Source organism: Actinacidiphila sp. bgisy160 (assembly GCF_057707815.1).
The window spans coordinates 1-16163 of sequence record NZ_JBYIQW010000013.1; the positions used below are offsets into that span (position 1 = coordinate 1).

A 16163-nucleotide genomic window follows, 5' to 3' on the forward strand; every position below is an offset into this window, starting at 1 on the left:
TCTTCCGGCTGCTGGAGATCGAAGCCAACACCGGCGAACGGCTCGACGAAGCCCACCGGATGCAGTGGCTGGGAGAGGGCGCGGCACTGAAGAAGAGCCTGCAGCACATCAACGACCAGAAGAAGCAAACCGACCCCCTTCGGGGGCAGGCCGAGCACGGAGAGAGCGGACCCGGCTCCCTCAGCTGAACAATTCCATTGACCAGCGTGGGCGAGGTAGAGATCGTAAGCGCATGATGGACAGCACCTGACTCAACAACAATCACCATCTCATCCCCGGCAAGGAGCTCTTGCGCGCGAGCGCAGGTTCTATCTCCTGGCCTGCACGGCGAGCCACGGCCAACTCCTGATGCGAAGCATCGGCCAGCCCGGCACACCCGGCGAACCAGAGACCTCGAGAGTGCAGAGAAGGCCGAAGACGTGGCACGCGACGGTGTGACCGACGGCCAGCACGGCCCAGGTCGAGCTGAACATTGCCAGCGTTGCGAACTGCTCGATCGTCATCACCGGGCATCTCCAGCCGCCGCCAGGACGCCGTGGTCCAGAATCAGGTCATGGATGTCTTGAAGCTCCTGGAAGCCGCCTCCCTGCTCGTCCCCGAAGAGATCGCCACCGAGAACGACATCACGGTCAACGATGTCTGGGAGTACCTCGCCCAGGACGAGTGGGAAGTGGGCCTCGCGCTGCTGGAGGAGCTCGGCGATGTCCACGCGCTTCCGCTCAGCTTTTGGGAGGCCCTGGCCACCGCCGCGGAGCAGATGCGGCTGGAGAAGAGCGCGGCCTGGTGTCATTGGCGTTGCTACGAGACCCGCAACGGCATTATCCGAGCCGACCTCACCCTCCGACCGGCCAGCGAGAGTCGTCGGCAAACATCATTCTCCGGGGCCGGCGTCCTGCGACCGATGTGGAACATCGGTCACCGAACCCCAACCGGCGAACCGACCCTCAACATAGCGGCGCTATGGGTGGAGTTCACGCCCTTCCTGGGGCCCGGCGAGCGATCCTCGGTACGCCTTGCTCCTCTCGAGCCCTCGCACTGGCGGCATCTTCAGCCCGGTCAAGTGTTCACGATGCACGAAGACTCAACCGTTGCTGGAACGGCTGTCGTCCTTGAGGTTCTGCCTCCGGCGGCCACCTCCTCCGCATAGGAGCTGGCCTCCGACGCTCCTGCCGTTGGTGCAGAAGACGCGGTGGACGGCCTTGCCCGAATACGACAGGCGGAAGGAAAGCAGGTGGCAGGTCACCAGCTCGCCGGCGGGACGGCCCGTCACGTCACCGAAGTCGACCTCCGCCTCGTGACCGGGCTGGTGGCTGTGGGGGACGAACGCCTCCAGCGGGGCCTTGCCCGACTCCACAGGATCAACGGCTCCTTCACTGATCGCGCCTGAGGCCGCCTATTGGTATTCGGATGGCTCGCTGGACCGTCGTATGCCGGTACCGAAACGTCCGGACCGGAACCGTCGGCGGCCAGCGGCGGCTGCCGGCGACATCGACGCAGCGGCGGCCGACGCCGCCGTCAACCGACATGCCGCTCTCGCAGGCCGCCGACTCCCTGGCGCTGTCCGGGCACGGCGACCTTCCGGCTACCGACTGTGACGGTAACCATACGGAGTCGTCACAGCCCGCGCCGTGGCCGAGGCGCTCGCCGTGGCGCGGACAGATGTCAGCCAGTAGCCCTGCCGCAGCGGGGGACGACGGAGGTGCCGCGGGCCGTCACGAACGGGACACCCCTGTCCGCGGCGTTGCACGCCTTGGTCACCGCCGACGACGCAGGCCCATCAAGCGGTCGGGGCCGAATGGGAGCGGGGAACGGGGCCGGTCGGGCCTGGCGGCCGGCGCGCGAAGGCGTATGGTGGGAAGTGGCCTGCGGGGCGAGCGAGGGAGTTCGACCGGAACAGCCGGCGAGGACGTGGGAGGCAACAACTCCTGCAGAGCCGGTCATCGACGGTCGGACTGAGAGGCCGAAAGGTCGCAAGACCGGACGGCGACCTCCACCACCTGATCCGGACAATGCCGGCGAAGGGAGCCCACCTCGCAGGTCCCACATGCCCGCCCTCCTGTCATGGATCACTCCGCACGCAGTGCCACGCGGCGCCCGACATCGTGATGCCTTCCCGGCCCGGCTCCACGCACGGGCGGGCGGCTCCGGTCCCGCGCCACCCGGCTGACGGTTGCCGTGGCGCCAGGCCCGGGGCGTCGTCGCTTCTCGCACCGATGCCTTGCGGCAGGAGGCCGGCGGCGGTGGCGTCCACGACGTGCAATCGTTGAAAGAGCAGGTGCCGTTCGCGTGCACCGACCGCGAAACGCAGCGTCAGGCGCAGCGGCCCCTCTGACCCTGTTGATGAATCGACCCAGCAGTGAGGGCCCGGCCCCACGGGGTCCCGCCCCGCGACAACACGACGGAGGCAGCTATGACCACTGCGCGGGACATCATGCACGCGGGCGCCGAGTGCGTCCAGGAGAGCGAGACGCTGGAAGCAGCGGCGCGTCGGATGCGCGAGCTGGACGTCGGCGCGCTACCGATCTGCGGGCCGGACGACCGGCTCCACGGGATCATCACTGATCGTGACATTGTCGTGAAGTGCCTGGCCAGGGGCAAGGACCCCAAGCACATGACCGCGGGCGAGCTCGCCCAGGGGAAGCCCGTCACCATCGACGCCGACGCGCCGGCCGACAAGGTGCTGCGCACCATGCAGGATCACCGGATCCGGAGGCTGCCTGTCATCGCCGACCACCGGCTCGTAGGCATGATCAGCGAAGCCGATCTCTCCCGGCGGCTGCCCGAGGAACAGGTCGGCCATCTCGTCGAGGCCGTGTGTGCGCCCTGAGGCGGCGCCGATCGAACGAGCCCGCCCGCGGCTCGTGCACGACTGCACCACGTCAAGGGCGTGACGTCCCGGGGCGCCTCGAGGCCCATTCGCGCCCTCGGCACTACATCGAGCGGTGGTCTCGGTCGTCTTCGTGATCGGCCGTTGGTGACTGCCGTGCGGAGAGAGATGGAGAGGTGCGTTGGGCGGACTCGGGGCGGGCCGGGGCGTCCTGCGGCGCAAGCCCATCGGACACATCGATGAGCCAGGGGCCCAGGGCGCCCGACTGGAGCGGTCTTTGGGGTTGTGGCAACTGACCGCCATCGGTGTGGGCGGCATCATCGGTGCGGGCATCTTCGCACTGGCGGGCGCGGTCGCGAGCGGCACGGCCGGGCCCGCCGTGGTCGTGTCGTTCCTCATCGCGGGTGGGGCGAGCGCCGCCGCGGCACTGTCGTACGCGGAGTTCGCAGGCATGATCCCGACGGCGGGATCGGCCTACACCTACGGGTACGCGGTGCTCGGCGAACTTGCGGGCTGGTTCATCGGCTGGGACCTGTTGCTCGAGTACACGGCGATCGTGGCCGTGGTCGCCATCGGCGTCTCCGGATACTTCGGCTTCCTGGTCGGCGAGACAGAAGCCAATCCTCCGGCGTGGATGATGGGAGCCCCTGGTACGGGTGCCGGACACCGCGTCGACTTGTTCGCCGCCCTGCTGTGCCTGCTGATCGCGTACCTGCTGAACCTGGGCATCAAGAGCGCGGCACGCTTCGAGACCACTGTGGTGGGACTGAAGGTCCTCGTCGTGCTGCTCGTCATCGGCATCGGCGTCTTCCACATCGACACCGCCAACTACCGCCCGTTCTTCCCCTACGGCGTCGGCGGAGCGTTCACCGGAGCCGCAACCGTCTTCTTCGCCGTGTTCGGGTACGACGCGATGAGCACCGCGGCCGAGGAGTCCAAGGACGCCCAGCGCCACATGCCGAAGGCGATCGTCTACTCTCTCGCCGTCTCCATGGTCCTCTACGTCGCGGCCTGCCTGGTCCTGACGGGTATGCAGAACTACCAGGACATCGACCCCAAGAGCGGGTTCTCAACGGCGTTCAAGGCAGCGGGGCTCAGCGGCATCGCGGACGTCATCGCGGCCGGCGCGATCATCGGCATCCTCACCGTCATGTTCACCTTCATGCTGGGCGTCACCCGTGTGTGGTTCGCGATGAGCCGCGACGGACTGCTGCCGAAATGGTTCGCCAGAACGCATCCCACCCGGCACGTACCCACGCGCATCACCTGGATCGCAGGAGGAGCGTCGGCGGCAATCGCCGGATTCCTGCCGATCGCCGAGGCAGCCGAGCTGACCAACATCGGCATTCTGCTGGCGTTCGTCGTGGTGTGCGTGGCGGTCGTCGTACTGCACTACCGTCAGCCGGACCTGCCCCGCAGCTTCCGTACACCGGGGATGCCCCTGGTGCCCGCGATCGGGGTCGTCTTCTCGCTCTGGCTCATCACCTTCCTGCAGTGGCAGACATGGGTGCGGTTCGCTGTGTGGTTCGTGATCGGGCTCGGCGTGTACTTCGGATACTCCTGCCGGCACGCGGAGCTGGCTCGGCGGTAGGGGCATACCGCCGGCCGCGCCAGAGGACGCCACCAGAAACGGGAGCCACCCTCGCCCCGCCCCGTGCCGGCCGCCTGATCGTTCGACCGGCCGCCCGCAGGAGAGCTCCGCAGCTGCGCGTCCTGCCCCTTCCCCCGGTTCCGCGCCGGCCGACACGGGCCTGCTCTCGCCCGGCTGCCCCACTCGGCTTGCCCGTTCGAGTGCACACGGTGATGCTCGTCAAGCAGAAAGCGATGCACGCTGCCGATGAGTGGCGGCCGGTACGACCCGGCTGCGCAGTACCTGAGACAACGAACCGCCAGGAGAGCCGACCGTGGACAACCTCGCGCTGGGAATCCGGTACTCACTGGCGTGCGCCGTGCTGCTGTGCGCCATGGCCGGGTGCGGTCAGCGCCCGGCCGGCGCCGGCGAAGACACGGCCGACGATGCGATCACCACGGGATTGGCCGCCGAACTGGAGAAGAGCGGTTTCCGGGTCAACCCGGGATACGCCAGGCTGTACACGCAGCAGGACTGCAAGGACAACACGTACCCCCTGCTGAAGAACTGCCTCGCGAACAACCCCGCGGCGCCTTACGTGACGCCCGTTCTGAAGACCTGGCCGAACGAATACGTCGACCCCGCGACGGTGAACGCGTTCGGCCGGATACGACCCGGCTACAGCGCGACGTACCGGCTCGATCCGCGGGACGCGGTCGTGATCTACGGGAAGATGCCACCCCCGGGTCGCTACATGAGCCTGCAGACCTGGCAATTCAGCCAGACGGGGCAATGGAGGACCGCCGACTACCTCAAGTGGGAGCACACGGCCGGTCAGCCCGTTCCCCTGGAGTACCTGTTCGACACGATCCCACCCGATGGCCGGCGGTCGGCGCGCACCCAGAGTGCGTCCGCACTCGGGGACACCGTCAACAACGTCGTCATGGAACGGCAATCCGGTTACTCCTTCGCGAAGGACCGGTACTTCATCATCACCCCCAGCTCCACCACCGACCAGGCCGTCCGCCGGGCCCTGCAGGCCCAGGGCGTTCCCGGCGCGGACATCTTCACCGAACAGATTCCCGCCCGCGACGAGCACGGCCCGATCGGGCCACTGGGCATGGGAAAAAACGCCGTCGACTTCGTCACCGCGTTCCGGTACGCCGTCCCCGACCCCGGCCAGGAGCAGGCAGCGGAGAAGTGGCGGAAGGCTCCCCCTCTGACGGTGATGCGTGTACGGGCCCCCGACTCCCTGGGGTCCGTCCGGCGCTACGGAGCGCTGACCTTCGGCAAACGCACGGCGAACAGCGAGGCTCACCTGGCAGGCGACCTGCGTAACCTGGTCGACGCGGTGTGCGACCGTGTCCGCGCTCGGGCGCACCTGCACACGGGTGACTGCGGGAACCAGCAGTCGGCATCCACCCTGATCCCCGACCTGGTGCGCGACTTCGGGTGGACGGGGCCGTACTGCCGCGAGATCGGCATGAACTGCCTGGGAGACCAGCAGGACGCGGCCTATTTCCTGTCCCGGCCACTCCCCCTCGACGCCGGGCAGGTGTACGCCGTGGTGGGCACCCTCGCCACGGAAACCGGCAACGCCACATACAGCGCCCTGTCCGTCAACGACGCCTCGCTGCTGGCCGGCGTGGCGAACGTTCTGGACACCGGCCTCAAGGGTTCCGCGGACGACTACACGAAAACGGTCGAACACAGCGACAAGTTCTTCGTGCACTACTTCACCCGGGACTGCTCGGTCCTGCGGGGCGTACCCGACTGGCCGAAGAGCTGCACCGGCATCACCACTGACATGCTGCCCTCACGCGCGGACACCACCGCGATGGGCGACCCCGCTCTGCACGGCATGTTCATGGCCTCGCTGCGGGACTACGTCAAGCCGGGAACCGCACGCGGGCCGGACTCCTCCCAATTGCTGACTCCGAGAATCCTCACGTTCACCCAGTCGGCGAAGTAGCGTGCCGAAACCCGGACCTGGCCGCCGGCCCGCCCGTCGGAAAGCGGCGACCGCCGTCGGCCGAGGGAAAGCGGGAGGGGGAACAGGCGCCGCCTTCCCGGCGCGACGCCGCAGAACGACCGCTCGGCATCCGCGGACGGCGTGAGGCATCGTGGCCCTTGTGCGCACATGAAGGCCCCGCTACGGCGCCCGACCCGCAGAAGGCCCGGTTCGGTGCGGGGAGGCGGCCGGTGGCCCGGTGGCCCGGATGGGTCCGGTGGGTGGGGGCCGGGGTCATCGTGGCCGGGGTGGCTCTTCTGGCGGGCTCGCACCGGCAGCAGGTGGCACAGGCCTACGTCCTCATCTCACATGTCCGCGGACCGGCACTGACCGCCGCGGTGGCCTGCGAGGCGCTCTCGCTCCTGTGCTTCGCCGCCGTCCCACGCCGGCTGCTGGCCGGCGGCGGCGTGCGCTGGGGTCTGGGTCGTATGGCCGTGATCACTATGGCGGGCAATGCCGTGGCGGGTGCCCTGCCCGGTGGAGCCGCCTTCGCCGGCGCCTGGGTGTACCGGCAGTTCAGCCGCCGGGGCGTTCCCCCCGCCATGGCCGTTGCCGTACTGGCCGCCGGCGGCGCACTGTCGGCCGCCGGACTGACGCTGCTCGTCGCCGCCGGCTTGGTCGGCCTCGGCACCGTCGTCGGGACAGCGGCGCTCGTACGGCCTGTCATCGGTGTCCTGCTGGCGGCGTCCGCTGCGGTGGCGGTACTCATGGTTCTGTCACGGTCACCACGATTCCGAGCCGCCGTGAGGCGAACCTGGGTGTCCGCAGGCCGGCGCTCGGCACTCGTACATCGCGGTCAGCAAGCGCTGGCGGCCGTCGTGGAGCAGGCCAGGAGCCTCCAGCCAGGCCTGCGCCCGTGGCTGTGGCCCGCCTTTCTGGCCCTCATGAACTGGATCATGGACGCCGCGTGCCTGGTGTGTTGCATGTGGGCACTGGGCATCGCCGTGCCCTGGCACGGACTCCTCCTCGCCTACGGACTCGCCCAGCTCCCCGGGAGCCTGCGGCTGACGCCGGGCAGCCTGGGTGTCCTCGAGGCGGGCTTGTCCGCGTTGCTCGTCCTCTACGGCCTGGACTCCGGCTCGGCGATCGCCGCTACCCTTCTGTACCGCGCCATCAGCTACTGGGCACTCCAGCCGATCGGATGGGCTTGCTGGACGGCGGTGACCGCCCAGCGCGGCACGCCCCGGCGACGTTCCACCGGCCCCCGTCCGCGGTGAGCGTGGTGACGCGCTCACGGCCCATGCCTCACGTGCTGACCGGAGCCATCGTGGAAGGTTCCGCCTCGCGGCACCGTCGCTGCATCACGCCGCCCGCCGATGGGCGCGCCCGTCGGCGGGCGCCTCCAGGCGGGGCACCACACCGCCATGCGGAAGTGGGGCGGTTCATGCCCGGCCATCAGTGCCGCGCGACGCACGGCTCGGCCGGACAGAAGCCCCGCCTACAGCTTCTGTGAGAGCAGCAGCTCGTGGGCCAGACGGGCACCGCGTGCCGCTTCGTCCGCGAGGGCCGTGTCCTGGGAAGGAATGGCCTCGAGGCCGTGGGCGAGCGCCCGGACCGCTTCGGCAAGCGTGTTCACCTGCGCTTCCAGCCGTTCAAGCCGCATCTCGGGTGTCTGCGGGCCTCCGTCGCCGTGCCTGAGGGGGCGGGTCGGCATGTCCGGCGCGTCCTGTTCGGTGTGAGCCATCTCGGACCTCCGGTGAGAGTCGGGAAGATGTCGGCCGGCCCGGGCGCCCGGCGCGGAATCGGAACCCGCCCACGACCCGGGACGGTGTGCCTGAACCGGTGCGCCACTGCCGCCGGCGAAGCCGACTACAGGCCGAGGCGGGAGGGGCGGCGGCAAGCCGCCCGCCCCGCCGAAGGGACCATCCGCCTTCCAGGTAATCCCGCGCGCGCCGAACCCGATAGGGCCGAACGGCCCGATCAGGCGGCCCTGCCGCAGCGGTACACCGTTCGCGCCTGCCCGTCGGCCCGCAGGCCCGCCATGCCACCTGCAGGTCGTGCCGGTTCCACCGCGAGGGCCGATCCTGGAAGCAGGGCGACCACCCAAAGACCTTCTTCCCGCGAGGAGCTCCCGTGCTCACACAGGTCCGCCTGCCGGATCGGCACGCGTCGCGGTCGGCGAAGCCAGGGCCGCCGCGCGAGCCACCGAAGCCGGCCACGCCCACCGCGCCGTCCTGGCGGCCATGGCTCCTGCCGCTCGCCGCTCTGGTCGTGATCCTGATCCTGGTGGCACGGGCCCAGCCGTCACGCAGCACCACGTTCCCCTACAGCGCATTCGTCGGCAAGGTCGAGGCCGGCGTGGTGAAGACCGTAGACATCAATGACAAGGGAGCTGTCGCCGGGACGCTCAAGGACGGCACCAGGTTCACCACGCGCATCCCGACCGCCCTGGACACCAGCCCCCTGGAGCAGCAGCTGCGCGACAAGAAGGTGGAGATCACCGCGTCGCAGAGCAGTGGCGGCGACGGGCTCACGACGCTGCTGGTACTGCTGCTGCCCCTGCTGTTCATCGTGATGCTGTTCTGGTGGTCGGGCCGCAAGGCGGCGCAGACGCTGACCGGTGGGCTCGGCGGCATCGGACGGTCACGCGCCAAGATCATCGAAGCTGAGCGCCCGACCACCCGTTTCGACGACGTCGCGGGCTACGAGGGCGTCAAACAGGAGATCAGCGAGATCGTGGACTTCCTGCGCCGTCCCGAGCGCTACGCGGTGGTGGGGGCCAAGGGGCCGCGGGGGGTGATCATGGTGGGACCACCCGGCACGGGCAAGACCCTCATCGCCCGGGCCGTCGCCGGTGAGGCGGAGGTCCCGTTCCTCTCCGTGACCGGGTCCGCGTTCGTCGAGATGTTCGTCGGCGTGGGTGCCTCACGTGTCCGTGACCTTTTCGGCGAAGCCCGCAAACGGGCACCGTCGATCGTCTTCATCGACGAGATCGACGCAGTCGGCAGCCGCCGCGCCGGCAACCGGCTGGGCGGCAACGACGAACGTGAACAGACCCTCAACCAGCTCCTCGCGGAGATGGACGGCTTCGATCAGGGCAGCGGCATCGTCGTGCTCGCCGCGACCAACAGGCCCGAGGCCCTCGACCCGGCCCTCCTGCGACCCGGCCGCTTCGACCGGCATGTCACGGTCCCGCTGCCGAACCAGGCCGAGCGGACCGCGATCCTCGCTGTCCACGCCCGGGGCAAGACACTCGCGCCGGACGTGGACTGGGGAATCGTCGCGCGCTCCACACCCGGCTTCTCCGGTGCGGACCTGGCCAACCTCGTCAACGAGGCCGCCATCAACGCCGTTCGTGCCGACCGCGCGGTGATCGATGCCGACGACCTGGCCACCGCGCGCGACCGCGTGCTGCTCGGGCGGAGGGAGAGTTCCAACGCCCTGCTCCCCGAGGAGCGCCGCGCCGTGGCCGTACACGAATCCGGCCATGCCCTCGTCGCAGCCCTGTGCGAACACGCCGACCCGGTCGCCAAGGTCACCATCCTCCCCTCGGGGCCCGCGCTGGGCGCCACCGAGCAGCTCCCCGAGGCCGAACGGCACTTGTACACCGAGGGCTACCTCACCGACCTTCTCGCCGTCCGGCTCGGTGGCAGGGCCGCCGAGCTCGTCGTGTTCGGCGAGGGCTCGACGGGCGCGGCCGACGACCTGGCGGGGGCCACCCAGATCGCCGACCGCATGGTCACGGAATTCGGGCTGTCACAGGCGCTGGGCCCTGTCGGCTATGCCTCGGGCACACCGCGCTACCTCGGCCAGGACAACGGGAAGGAGGCGGTCGGGCGGAGCTATTCCGAGCACACCCAGCGGATCGTCGACGAAGAGACCGCGCGCCTGGTCACGGAGGCCGAGAAACGCGCCGTCGCCCTGCTGCGAGAACACCGGAGGGCCCTTGAGGCCCTGGCCGGACTCCTCGTCACCCGCGAGACCGTCGACGGATCGGTGGTCCTCGACGTCCTGGAAAACGGTGCATCGGCGCAAGGTGTCTCCCCACGCCGTGCGCGAGCACATCAGTGAAAGCGCACGTCGCGCGCGCAGCCCGTCGCCTCACCCGACGCGGACCAGCGGAGGGCATTCCCAGGTGGCGTCGAGCACCTCGGGGCGCGGCCGGTACATCCGCAGCACGACGAACCAGGGGCCGTGCCTGGAGGTGGGCAGCCAGTTGGCCTCCTTGTCGCTCCCGGGAGACCGATTCTGCAGGTGGATGGTCAGCCCGCCCTCGGCATCCCAGGTGAGGCCGTGGGTCCGGTCACCGATGGAGTAGCGGCCGGCCTCATTGGGGATGAGGTTCATGTCCTCGCCGTAGGCGCTCAGCGACCAGAAGGCCTCGGCGGGAGGCATGGCGTCCGCGTCGAAGTGCAGGACGTAGCGGCCGCCGGCACTGAGCCTGTTGCCGTCGGCGTCCTGGAAATTGGTCAGGTACACCGCTTCGGCGGGGTCGTTGGCCGTCACCCCGAGCAGGGACTGGTCCGCGGCACGTTTGAGGAAGTCGTCGCCGAAGCGTCCCATCTGCGGGGGCGGGTAGCGCCAGCCGTGGACCAGGTGTGCCCAGTCACCGCTCAGGGTCTGCTGCTTGAGCATGGGCAGGCCGACCGCGGCCGCCCTGATGAGGCTGCGCTTGACCGCCTCGGGCTGCGCCTCGACGTCGAGGCCTGGGCCCACACCGATCTGGGCGAACTGCTTGAGGAGGATCTCGTGGTGGGCCGGCGGAGGGTTCTCGGCCAGCATCGCGTTCAAGGTCCTCCAGGGTCCGAGCGGATCCTCCTTGGCGGTGACCGGCTTGAGGACGTCACGGCTCTCGGGGACGTGCGCATCCGGTTCGCCGAACAGTCCGAGCGGGGTGAGCCGGTAGCGTTCCTGCAGTGCGCGCACGGCGGGGACGTCGTGCGCCCCATCCACGAGGGTCCGGCCGAGGACGAGCACCCAGGGGCTGGGCGCCTTCTCCAGTGGGCGGACCTCCGGCGGCAACTCCCCCGTCCAGCCAGGGCCGATGAGAGCGAAGTGTCCCGCGGCCGAGCCGGTGGTGCGCTGCCCGACGTAGTCGAAGTTGTCCGACGTGATCCCGATCAACTCGAAGGCGAAGTAGCGGTCGCCCATGTCAGGGTGAGAGAGGATCACCGGCTCTGCGCGGAGGTCGACCCACGCCACGGAGTACAGGGTGTCGTTGTTGGGGCATCCACCGTCGCGATAGGTGGCGTCCAGGAGACGTTCGGCGTGCCAGAAATGGTTGACGGGCGCATAGGGCACCGTGGCCGGATTACGCGGCTGTGTCACCCAGTCGTATCGGAGTTGAGCGTTGTACATGTACGGGAACCCGTAGACGAATGCCTGCTCACCGAGCGTGTAGGCGTATTCGCTGTGCCAGTCCTCGACGTTTCCGGTCACGATGGGACCCACCGCCTGCCGCAGCGCAGGAATCATGTCCGACAGCCGGCGCACCTGTCGGAGGGTCGCCTTGGGGTGAAGAACCGCATGCCCGGTGGTACGTGCTGCCGTTGCCGCGACCACCGCGATGTCCTCGGCCATGCCGCGTCGATGTCGCATCTTCGTATTTTCAGTCATGTCCACATCACTTCACACTGAAAGGGCTTCCCTGGGGGAAGGGCGCTCCGAATTCATGGCTTATTTCCATGCTGCGTGCTTCCGCTCCAGCGGGCCAACGCAGGGATGCCGGCGGGCGCGCTGGAGGCGACGGCGGTTGTCCGCGCGCGTATGGCGAAGCGCACCCGCACCAGGACGGACCGGGCACGCACTCTGTGTGTCGCATTGCGATGCCGGGCTTACGTCTCTAGCGTGATCGCTCGCTGGCGGGGCACCGTCGTGAGGGGAGGCGGCTTGGACCGCTCGTGCATGGCACCGGAAGGGCGGACGTGCCGCCGCCGCCGGACGGCTCATGGGCATCGGTTGGCCCGAGATGTCAGGACGTGGACCGGCGGCACGCGAAGAAGCGCCTCACGCCGCTTGCCCGCCCGCCCTCCTGGGGTCACGCCGGTGGGGTGGGAAGTGGACCTCGACGTGCGCGACCGCGTCGTCGTGACCGGGTCCGTCCGGACCGGCCCACGCCCCGGACACCGGTGATGTCCGGCGACGACGAGTTGCCGGGCCGGCCGCCGGTGCCCCGGCTGCGTCTGGGGACCGAACTGGAGCGGATCGCCGACCAGCTCAAGGCACTGGCCCGGGTTCAGGACGAGCTCCACGAGCTCTACGAGGCCGTCCTGGGCAGGGAAGCGGGGTTGTCCGACGTGCTCAAGTTGGTTGTGTCCACCGCCATGGACCTCGTCGGCGCCAGGTACGGCGCCTTGGGCGTGCTGCACGAGGACAAGGAAAGCCTCGCGTTGTTCGTCCCGATGGGCCTGTCGGAGCAGGAAAGGAGCGACCTGGCCGACGTCGAGCTGCCACGCGGGCACGGCCTGCTCGGGCGTCTCATCACCCACCCCGAGCCGTTGCGTGTCGACGACATCAGCGCCCACCCGGACTCTGTCGGCTTCCCCACCGGCCATCCACCCATGCGAACCCTCCTGGGTGCTCCGATCGGCATTCGCGGCAGCATCTTCGGCAACCTGTACGTCGCGGAGCGGCGCGACGGGCGGCCCTTCGAAGCCCGCGACGAAGCACTGATCGTCGCACTGGCGGGCGCCGCCGGCCTGGCGATCGACGACGCTCGTCTGTACGAGCAGACCCGACGGAACGCCGAACGCTTCCAGCAGTTGCTCCTGCCGAGGCTCCCCCGTGACCTCGGCCCCTTCCACGCCGCCGCCGCCTACCGGCCGGCCCTCGCGCCCGACCACGTGGGCGGCGACTGGTACGACGCCCTGCTGGTGCCGGACCGGGCCTGCGCCATGGTCATCGGAGACGTCGTCGGACACGACCTTCAGGCGGCCGCCGCCATGGCACAGACACGCAACATGCTCCGTGTCCTGCTGTACGACCAGCGCACCCCGCCCAGCGTCGTCCTCGCCCACCTCGACCGTGCCCTCCAGGCCATCACCGACAACCCGGTCACGACCGCCTGCCTCGCCCGCGTGGAGCCCGGCAACGGCGGCTGGACGCTGCGCTGGAGCACGGCGGGCCACCCTCCGCCGCTGGTCATCGCCCCCGGTGGGCGGGCCGGATACCTGCAGGCCGAGCCTGATCTGCCTCTGGGGGTCGACACCAGCCAGCCGCGCCACGACCATGTGCACGCCCTTCCGCCGGAAGCCACGGTGCTCTTCTTCACCGACGGCCTCGTGGAACTTCGCGGACGGCCCTACCAGGAGGGGCTGGACCGCCTCATGGCCGTCGCGACCGCCCACGCCGCTCTGCCCCTCGACTGCTTCGTGCAAAGGCTGGCCGACGAGCACCCCAGTGACGGCCGGGACGACATGGCGATCTTGGCCCTGCGCATCCCCGCCTCCTGAGATCGTGCGGGCCGTCCACGCCCCGGCACCTCGCGTCGTCCCGCCGCTACATGGCGGCCAGCACGTCGTCCTCGATCCGGCGGCGAACACGTCGCGTGAGCTCTTCCAGGGCCGCCGAGCGGGTGACCTGCGGCGGGATGGGGCCGTGGATCCTTCGGGCATGGTGCGGCAGTGCCGCGAGATCGGCCTCGAACCGCGCGTGCGCCCAGGCCAGAGGCTCCGGTTTCGAGGTCCGCCGGCCGTGCGACATGACAGTGACCAGCAGCGGCTCGGCGCCCGGCGGGACGTCCTCGTCCTTCAGCGCGATGACGTCGGCGCAGCCCGGATGCCGGATGACCTGCTTGGGCCCCGGAGCGGTCACCTTCGCGGTGGAGAGCTTCATCACGGGCCGGCCGTCGTAGCTGACCAGTTTGTAGGCCGAGTCCAGGTACGGAGCGTCGGCCGACACTCCCACACGCGTACCGACGGCGTAGGTGTCGATCGGTGCGCCGGCGCGGACCAGTTCCTCGATGCGGTACTCGTCCAGGCCCCCGCTGGCGACGATGCGCACGTCGGGGAGTCCGGCGTCGTCGAGGACACGACGGGTGATCACGGCCAGGGCTGCGAGGTCGCCGCTGTCCAGTCGTATCGCGCATCCCGGGGGCGGGCCCAGTTCCTTGAGGACACGTGCGGCGGTGGCCGTTCCCGCCACGGTGTCGTAGGTGTCGACGAGGAAGGTCACGGGGCCGGGGTGGGTCACGGCGAACGCGCGGAAGGCCGATTCCTCGTCGCGGAAGGCCTCGACGTACGAGTGGGCCATCGTGCCGGTGGCGGTCAGCCCGTACGCGTGGGCGGCGGCCACGTTGCTCGTCGCGGTGAAACCGACCATCGCGCCCAGCCGGGCCGCTTTCATCGCCGCCTCGATGCCCTGGGTGCGGCGCAGGGAGAAGTCCACGACCGGACGTCCGTCGGCTGCGAGTACGCACCGGGCCGCTTTCGAGGCGATCGCGGTCTGGTGGCTGATCTGGTTGAGGACGTAGCTCTCGACGAGCTGGGCCTGGGGCAGGGGTGCGGTCACCTCCAGCAGGGGTTCCCCGCCCAGGACGATCCTGCCTTCCGGTACGGCGCGGACCTCGCCGTCGAAGCCGGTCCCCTGCAGGGGGGTGAGGTCGCCGCGCGGCCGGTGCAGCAGGTCGGCGAAGGCCGCGACGTCCTCAGGCCGCACCCGGAACCCGGACAGGTAGTCGAGCACCGAGTCCAGGCCGGCGGTGACCAGGAAGCCCCGCTCGGGCGGGAGGTCCCGGACGAACAGGCTGAAGGTCGCGGGCGCCGTCATCCCCTCGTGGACGTAGGACAGGGCCATCGTCACCTCGTAGAGGTCCGTGGTGAGCGCTCGGGACATCGGTGCCGCCTCCTCGGAGGGCCGGGACGCCCGGCCTCGCGGGCCCCGTGCCGTGTGCGGGACGAACGGGCCGCCGGGGCGGGGACCTGGGCGCGTCTCCCAGTCCAACGCGGACCGCCGGACGGCGGCAGTGCCGAGTGGGCAGGTTCCCGGGCCGATCGGCCCATCCCCCGCTGATGGTTCCCGCCGCCTCCTCGGAGGGTGCGTCGGCCCTCCGCGTAGCACCATGGTGGTAGGGAGGCGTGTGACCGTCGTGACACGGCCCGCCTTGGGCGGGCTACGGCGAATGACGGACCCGGTGGCGCTCCCGTCGCCGACGGCGGGGGGCCGGCACTCAGGATGGCGATCATGGACAGCGAAACACTGCACCGCAGCGACTGGAAGATGGTGCTCGAGGGAGTCACCGCTCGTCATGAGGGGGAACTCGTGACCATCGAGGTGCTGGACCCGTTGCTCGGGCCCCAGCACGAAGCCGAGCGGCTGCCCTTCTCCTACCTCGACTACGACCCCAGGGACGACGCTGTGATCGCCGCGGTCGGCGGCCGGCCTCCGAGGTACCCGGTCGTCCTGCGTCACATGATCGCGCATCCCCAGGAGATCGACATCGCCACCATGGACGTGCCCGAGACGGCTGTACGGATCGTCGCGGAGGACGGCACTCCCACGTTGGTCACCTTCTACCCGGCTCGGCCACGCGGAGCCTGACGGCCGGGGCGGACGTCACATTCGACGCAGGACGGGAGATGACGATGCACGCCCACCTCGGCGACCAGCTCATCGTGGAGAGCCCGAGCACGGGGGCCACCCGCCGCGAGGGAGAGATCGTCGGACTGCACCACGATGACGGAACGCCGCCGTATGACGTCCGCTGGTCGGACACGGACCGGACGTCTCTCATCTTCCCGGGACCCGACGCCCACGTCCACCATCTCGAACGGCGTTCCCCGGACACGAGGTGAGGGCGCACGGCCGAGCGGCCCATG

Annotated in this window: 13 protein-coding genes and 2 pseudogenes; 10 read left to right on the forward strand and 5 right to left on the reverse strand. The window is 69.8% G+C overall.

All coding sequences use genetic code 11. The annotated features are described in order from the left end of the window. A partial coding sequence (locus AC3EUJ_RS13550; protein ID WP_431961414.1) for a hypothetical protein occupies positions 1-188 on the forward strand: 188 nt, incomplete at its 5' end. 120 nt (positions 189-308) lie between these two features. On the opposite strand, the gene AC3EUJ_RS13555 is transcribed toward AC3EUJ_RS13550, so the two are convergent. Then, complete coding sequence (locus tag AC3EUJ_RS13555) at positions 309-503, reverse strand: hypothetical protein (protein WP_431961415.1); 195 nt, start codon at positions 501-503, stop codon at positions 309-311. A gap of 50 nt (positions 504-553) precedes the next feature. On the opposite strand from AC3EUJ_RS13555, the gene AC3EUJ_RS13560 reads away from it, so the two are divergent. Next, a complete protein-coding gene (locus tag AC3EUJ_RS13560; RefSeq protein ID WP_431961416.1) occupies positions 554-1147 on the forward strand; it encodes a hypothetical protein in 594 nt (197 codons plus the stop codon). Positions 1148-1165: 18 nt separating this feature from the next. On the opposite strand, the pseudogene AC3EUJ_RS13565 reads toward AC3EUJ_RS13560, so the two are convergent. Then, positions 1166-1333, reverse strand: a pseudogene (locus AC3EUJ_RS13565) (IS21 family transposase); the annotation flags it as partial. Positions 1334-2410: 1077 nt separating this feature from the next. Here AC3EUJ_RS13565 and AC3EUJ_RS13570 point away from each other — a divergent pair. The 4 genes from AC3EUJ_RS13570 (at position 2411) to AC3EUJ_RS13585 (ending at position 7625) form a co-directional block, all read left to right on the forward strand. Further along, the gene (locus tag AC3EUJ_RS13570; protein WP_431961417.1) at positions 2411-2827 is read left to right on the forward strand and encodes a CBS domain-containing protein; all 417 of its coding nucleotides are present in this window, start codon (positions 2411-2413) and stop codon (positions 2825-2827) included. A 181-nt stretch (positions 2828-3008) separates the two neighbouring features. After that, entirely contained in the window at positions 3009-4418 is a 1410-nt protein-coding gene (locus AC3EUJ_RS13575) for an amino acid permease (protein ID WP_431961418.1), read from the forward strand. Positions 4419-4731: 313 nt separating this feature from the next. After that, complete coding sequence (locus tag AC3EUJ_RS13580) at positions 4732-6369, forward strand: hypothetical protein (RefSeq protein WP_431961419.1); 1638 nt, start codon at positions 4732-4734, stop codon at positions 6367-6369. A gap of 260 nt (positions 6370-6629) precedes the next feature. Next, positions 6630-7625 (forward strand): lysylphosphatidylglycerol synthase transmembrane domain-containing protein, encoded by a 996-nt coding sequence (locus AC3EUJ_RS13585; RefSeq protein ID WP_431961541.1) that lies wholly within the window; start codon positions 6630-6632, stop codon positions 7623-7625. Between the two features lie 221 nt (positions 7626-7846). On the opposite strand, the gene AC3EUJ_RS13590 is transcribed toward AC3EUJ_RS13585, so the two are convergent. Next, positions 7847-8092, reverse strand: coding sequence for a hypothetical protein (locus AC3EUJ_RS13590; protein ID WP_431961420.1), 246 nt, complete (start codon positions 8090-8092; stop codon positions 7847-7849). A 389-nt stretch (positions 8093-8481) separates the two neighbouring features. Between AC3EUJ_RS13590 and ftsH the strand changes: the two genes are divergently transcribed. After that, complete coding sequence (gene ftsH, locus AC3EUJ_RS13595; RefSeq protein WP_431961421.1) at positions 8482-10419, forward strand: ATP-dependent zinc metalloprotease FtsH; 1938 nt, start codon at positions 8482-8484, stop codon at positions 10417-10419. Between the two features lie 30 nt (positions 10420-10449). Here the strand turns inward: ftsH and AC3EUJ_RS13600 are convergent, their stop codons facing one another. Beyond that, entirely contained in the window at positions 10450-11946 is a 1497-nt protein-coding gene (locus tag AC3EUJ_RS13600; protein WP_431961422.1) for a DUF1254 domain-containing protein, read from the reverse strand. 533 nt (positions 11947-12479) lie between these two features. On the opposite strand from AC3EUJ_RS13600, the gene AC3EUJ_RS13605 reads away from it, so the two are divergent. Continuing rightward, positions 12480-13799, forward strand: coding sequence for a PP2C family protein-serine/threonine phosphatase (locus tag AC3EUJ_RS13605; RefSeq protein WP_431961423.1), 1320 nt, complete (start codon positions 12480-12482; stop codon positions 13797-13799). 46 nt (positions 13800-13845) lie between these two features. Here AC3EUJ_RS13605 and AC3EUJ_RS13610 read toward each other — a convergent pair whose 3' ends face one another. After that, on the reverse strand, positions 13846-15180 hold the full coding sequence (locus AC3EUJ_RS13610; RefSeq protein ID WP_431961424.1) for a nicotinate phosphoribosyltransferase: 1335 nt from the start codon (positions 15178-15180) through the stop codon (positions 13846-13848). Between the two features lie 348 nt (positions 15181-15528). Here AC3EUJ_RS13610 and AC3EUJ_RS13615 point away from each other — a divergent pair, with 348 nt between their 5' ends. After that, positions 15529-15885: a DUF5335 family protein gene (locus tag AC3EUJ_RS13615; RefSeq protein ID WP_431961425.1), complete on the forward strand. Its 357-nt coding sequence runs from the start codon at positions 15529-15531 to the stop codon at positions 15883-15885. A 44-nt stretch (positions 15886-15929) separates the two neighbouring features. Continuing rightward, a pseudogene (locus AC3EUJ_RS13620) lies at positions 15930-16118 on the forward strand (DUF1918 domain-containing protein); the annotation flags it as partial. Positions 16119-16163: the final 45 nt, after the last annotated feature.

Coding starts and splice junctions, on each gene's coding strand:
- AC3EUJ_RS13555 (WP_431961415.1), bottom strand. CDS start 503: ATGACGATCGAGCAGTTCGCAACGCTGGCAATGTTCAGCTCGACCTGG.
- AC3EUJ_RS13560 (WP_431961416.1), top strand. CDS start 554: ATGGATGTCTTGAAGCTCCTGGAAGCCGCCTCCCTGCTCGTCCCCGAA.
- AC3EUJ_RS13570 (WP_431961417.1), top strand. CDS start 2,411: ATGACCACTGCGCGGGACATCATGCACGCGGGCGCCGAGTGCGTCCAG.
- AC3EUJ_RS13590 (WP_431961420.1), bottom strand. CDS start 8,092: ATGGCTCACACCGAACAGGACGCGCCGGACATGCCGACCCGCCCCCTC.
- AC3EUJ_RS13600 (WP_431961422.1), bottom strand. CDS start 11,946: ATGCGACATCGACGCGGCATGGCCGAGGACATCGCGGTGGTCGCGGCA.
- AC3EUJ_RS13605 (WP_431961423.1), top strand. CDS start 12,480: ATGTCCGGCGACGACGAGTTGCCGGGCCGGCCGCCGGTGCCCCGGCTG.
- AC3EUJ_RS13610 (WP_431961424.1), bottom strand. CDS start 15,180: ATGTCCCGAGCGCTCACCACGGACCTCTACGAGGTGACGATGGCCCTG.
- AC3EUJ_RS13615 (WP_431961425.1), top strand. CDS start 15,529: ATGGACAGCGAAACACTGCACCGCAGCGACTGGAAGATGGTGCTCGAG.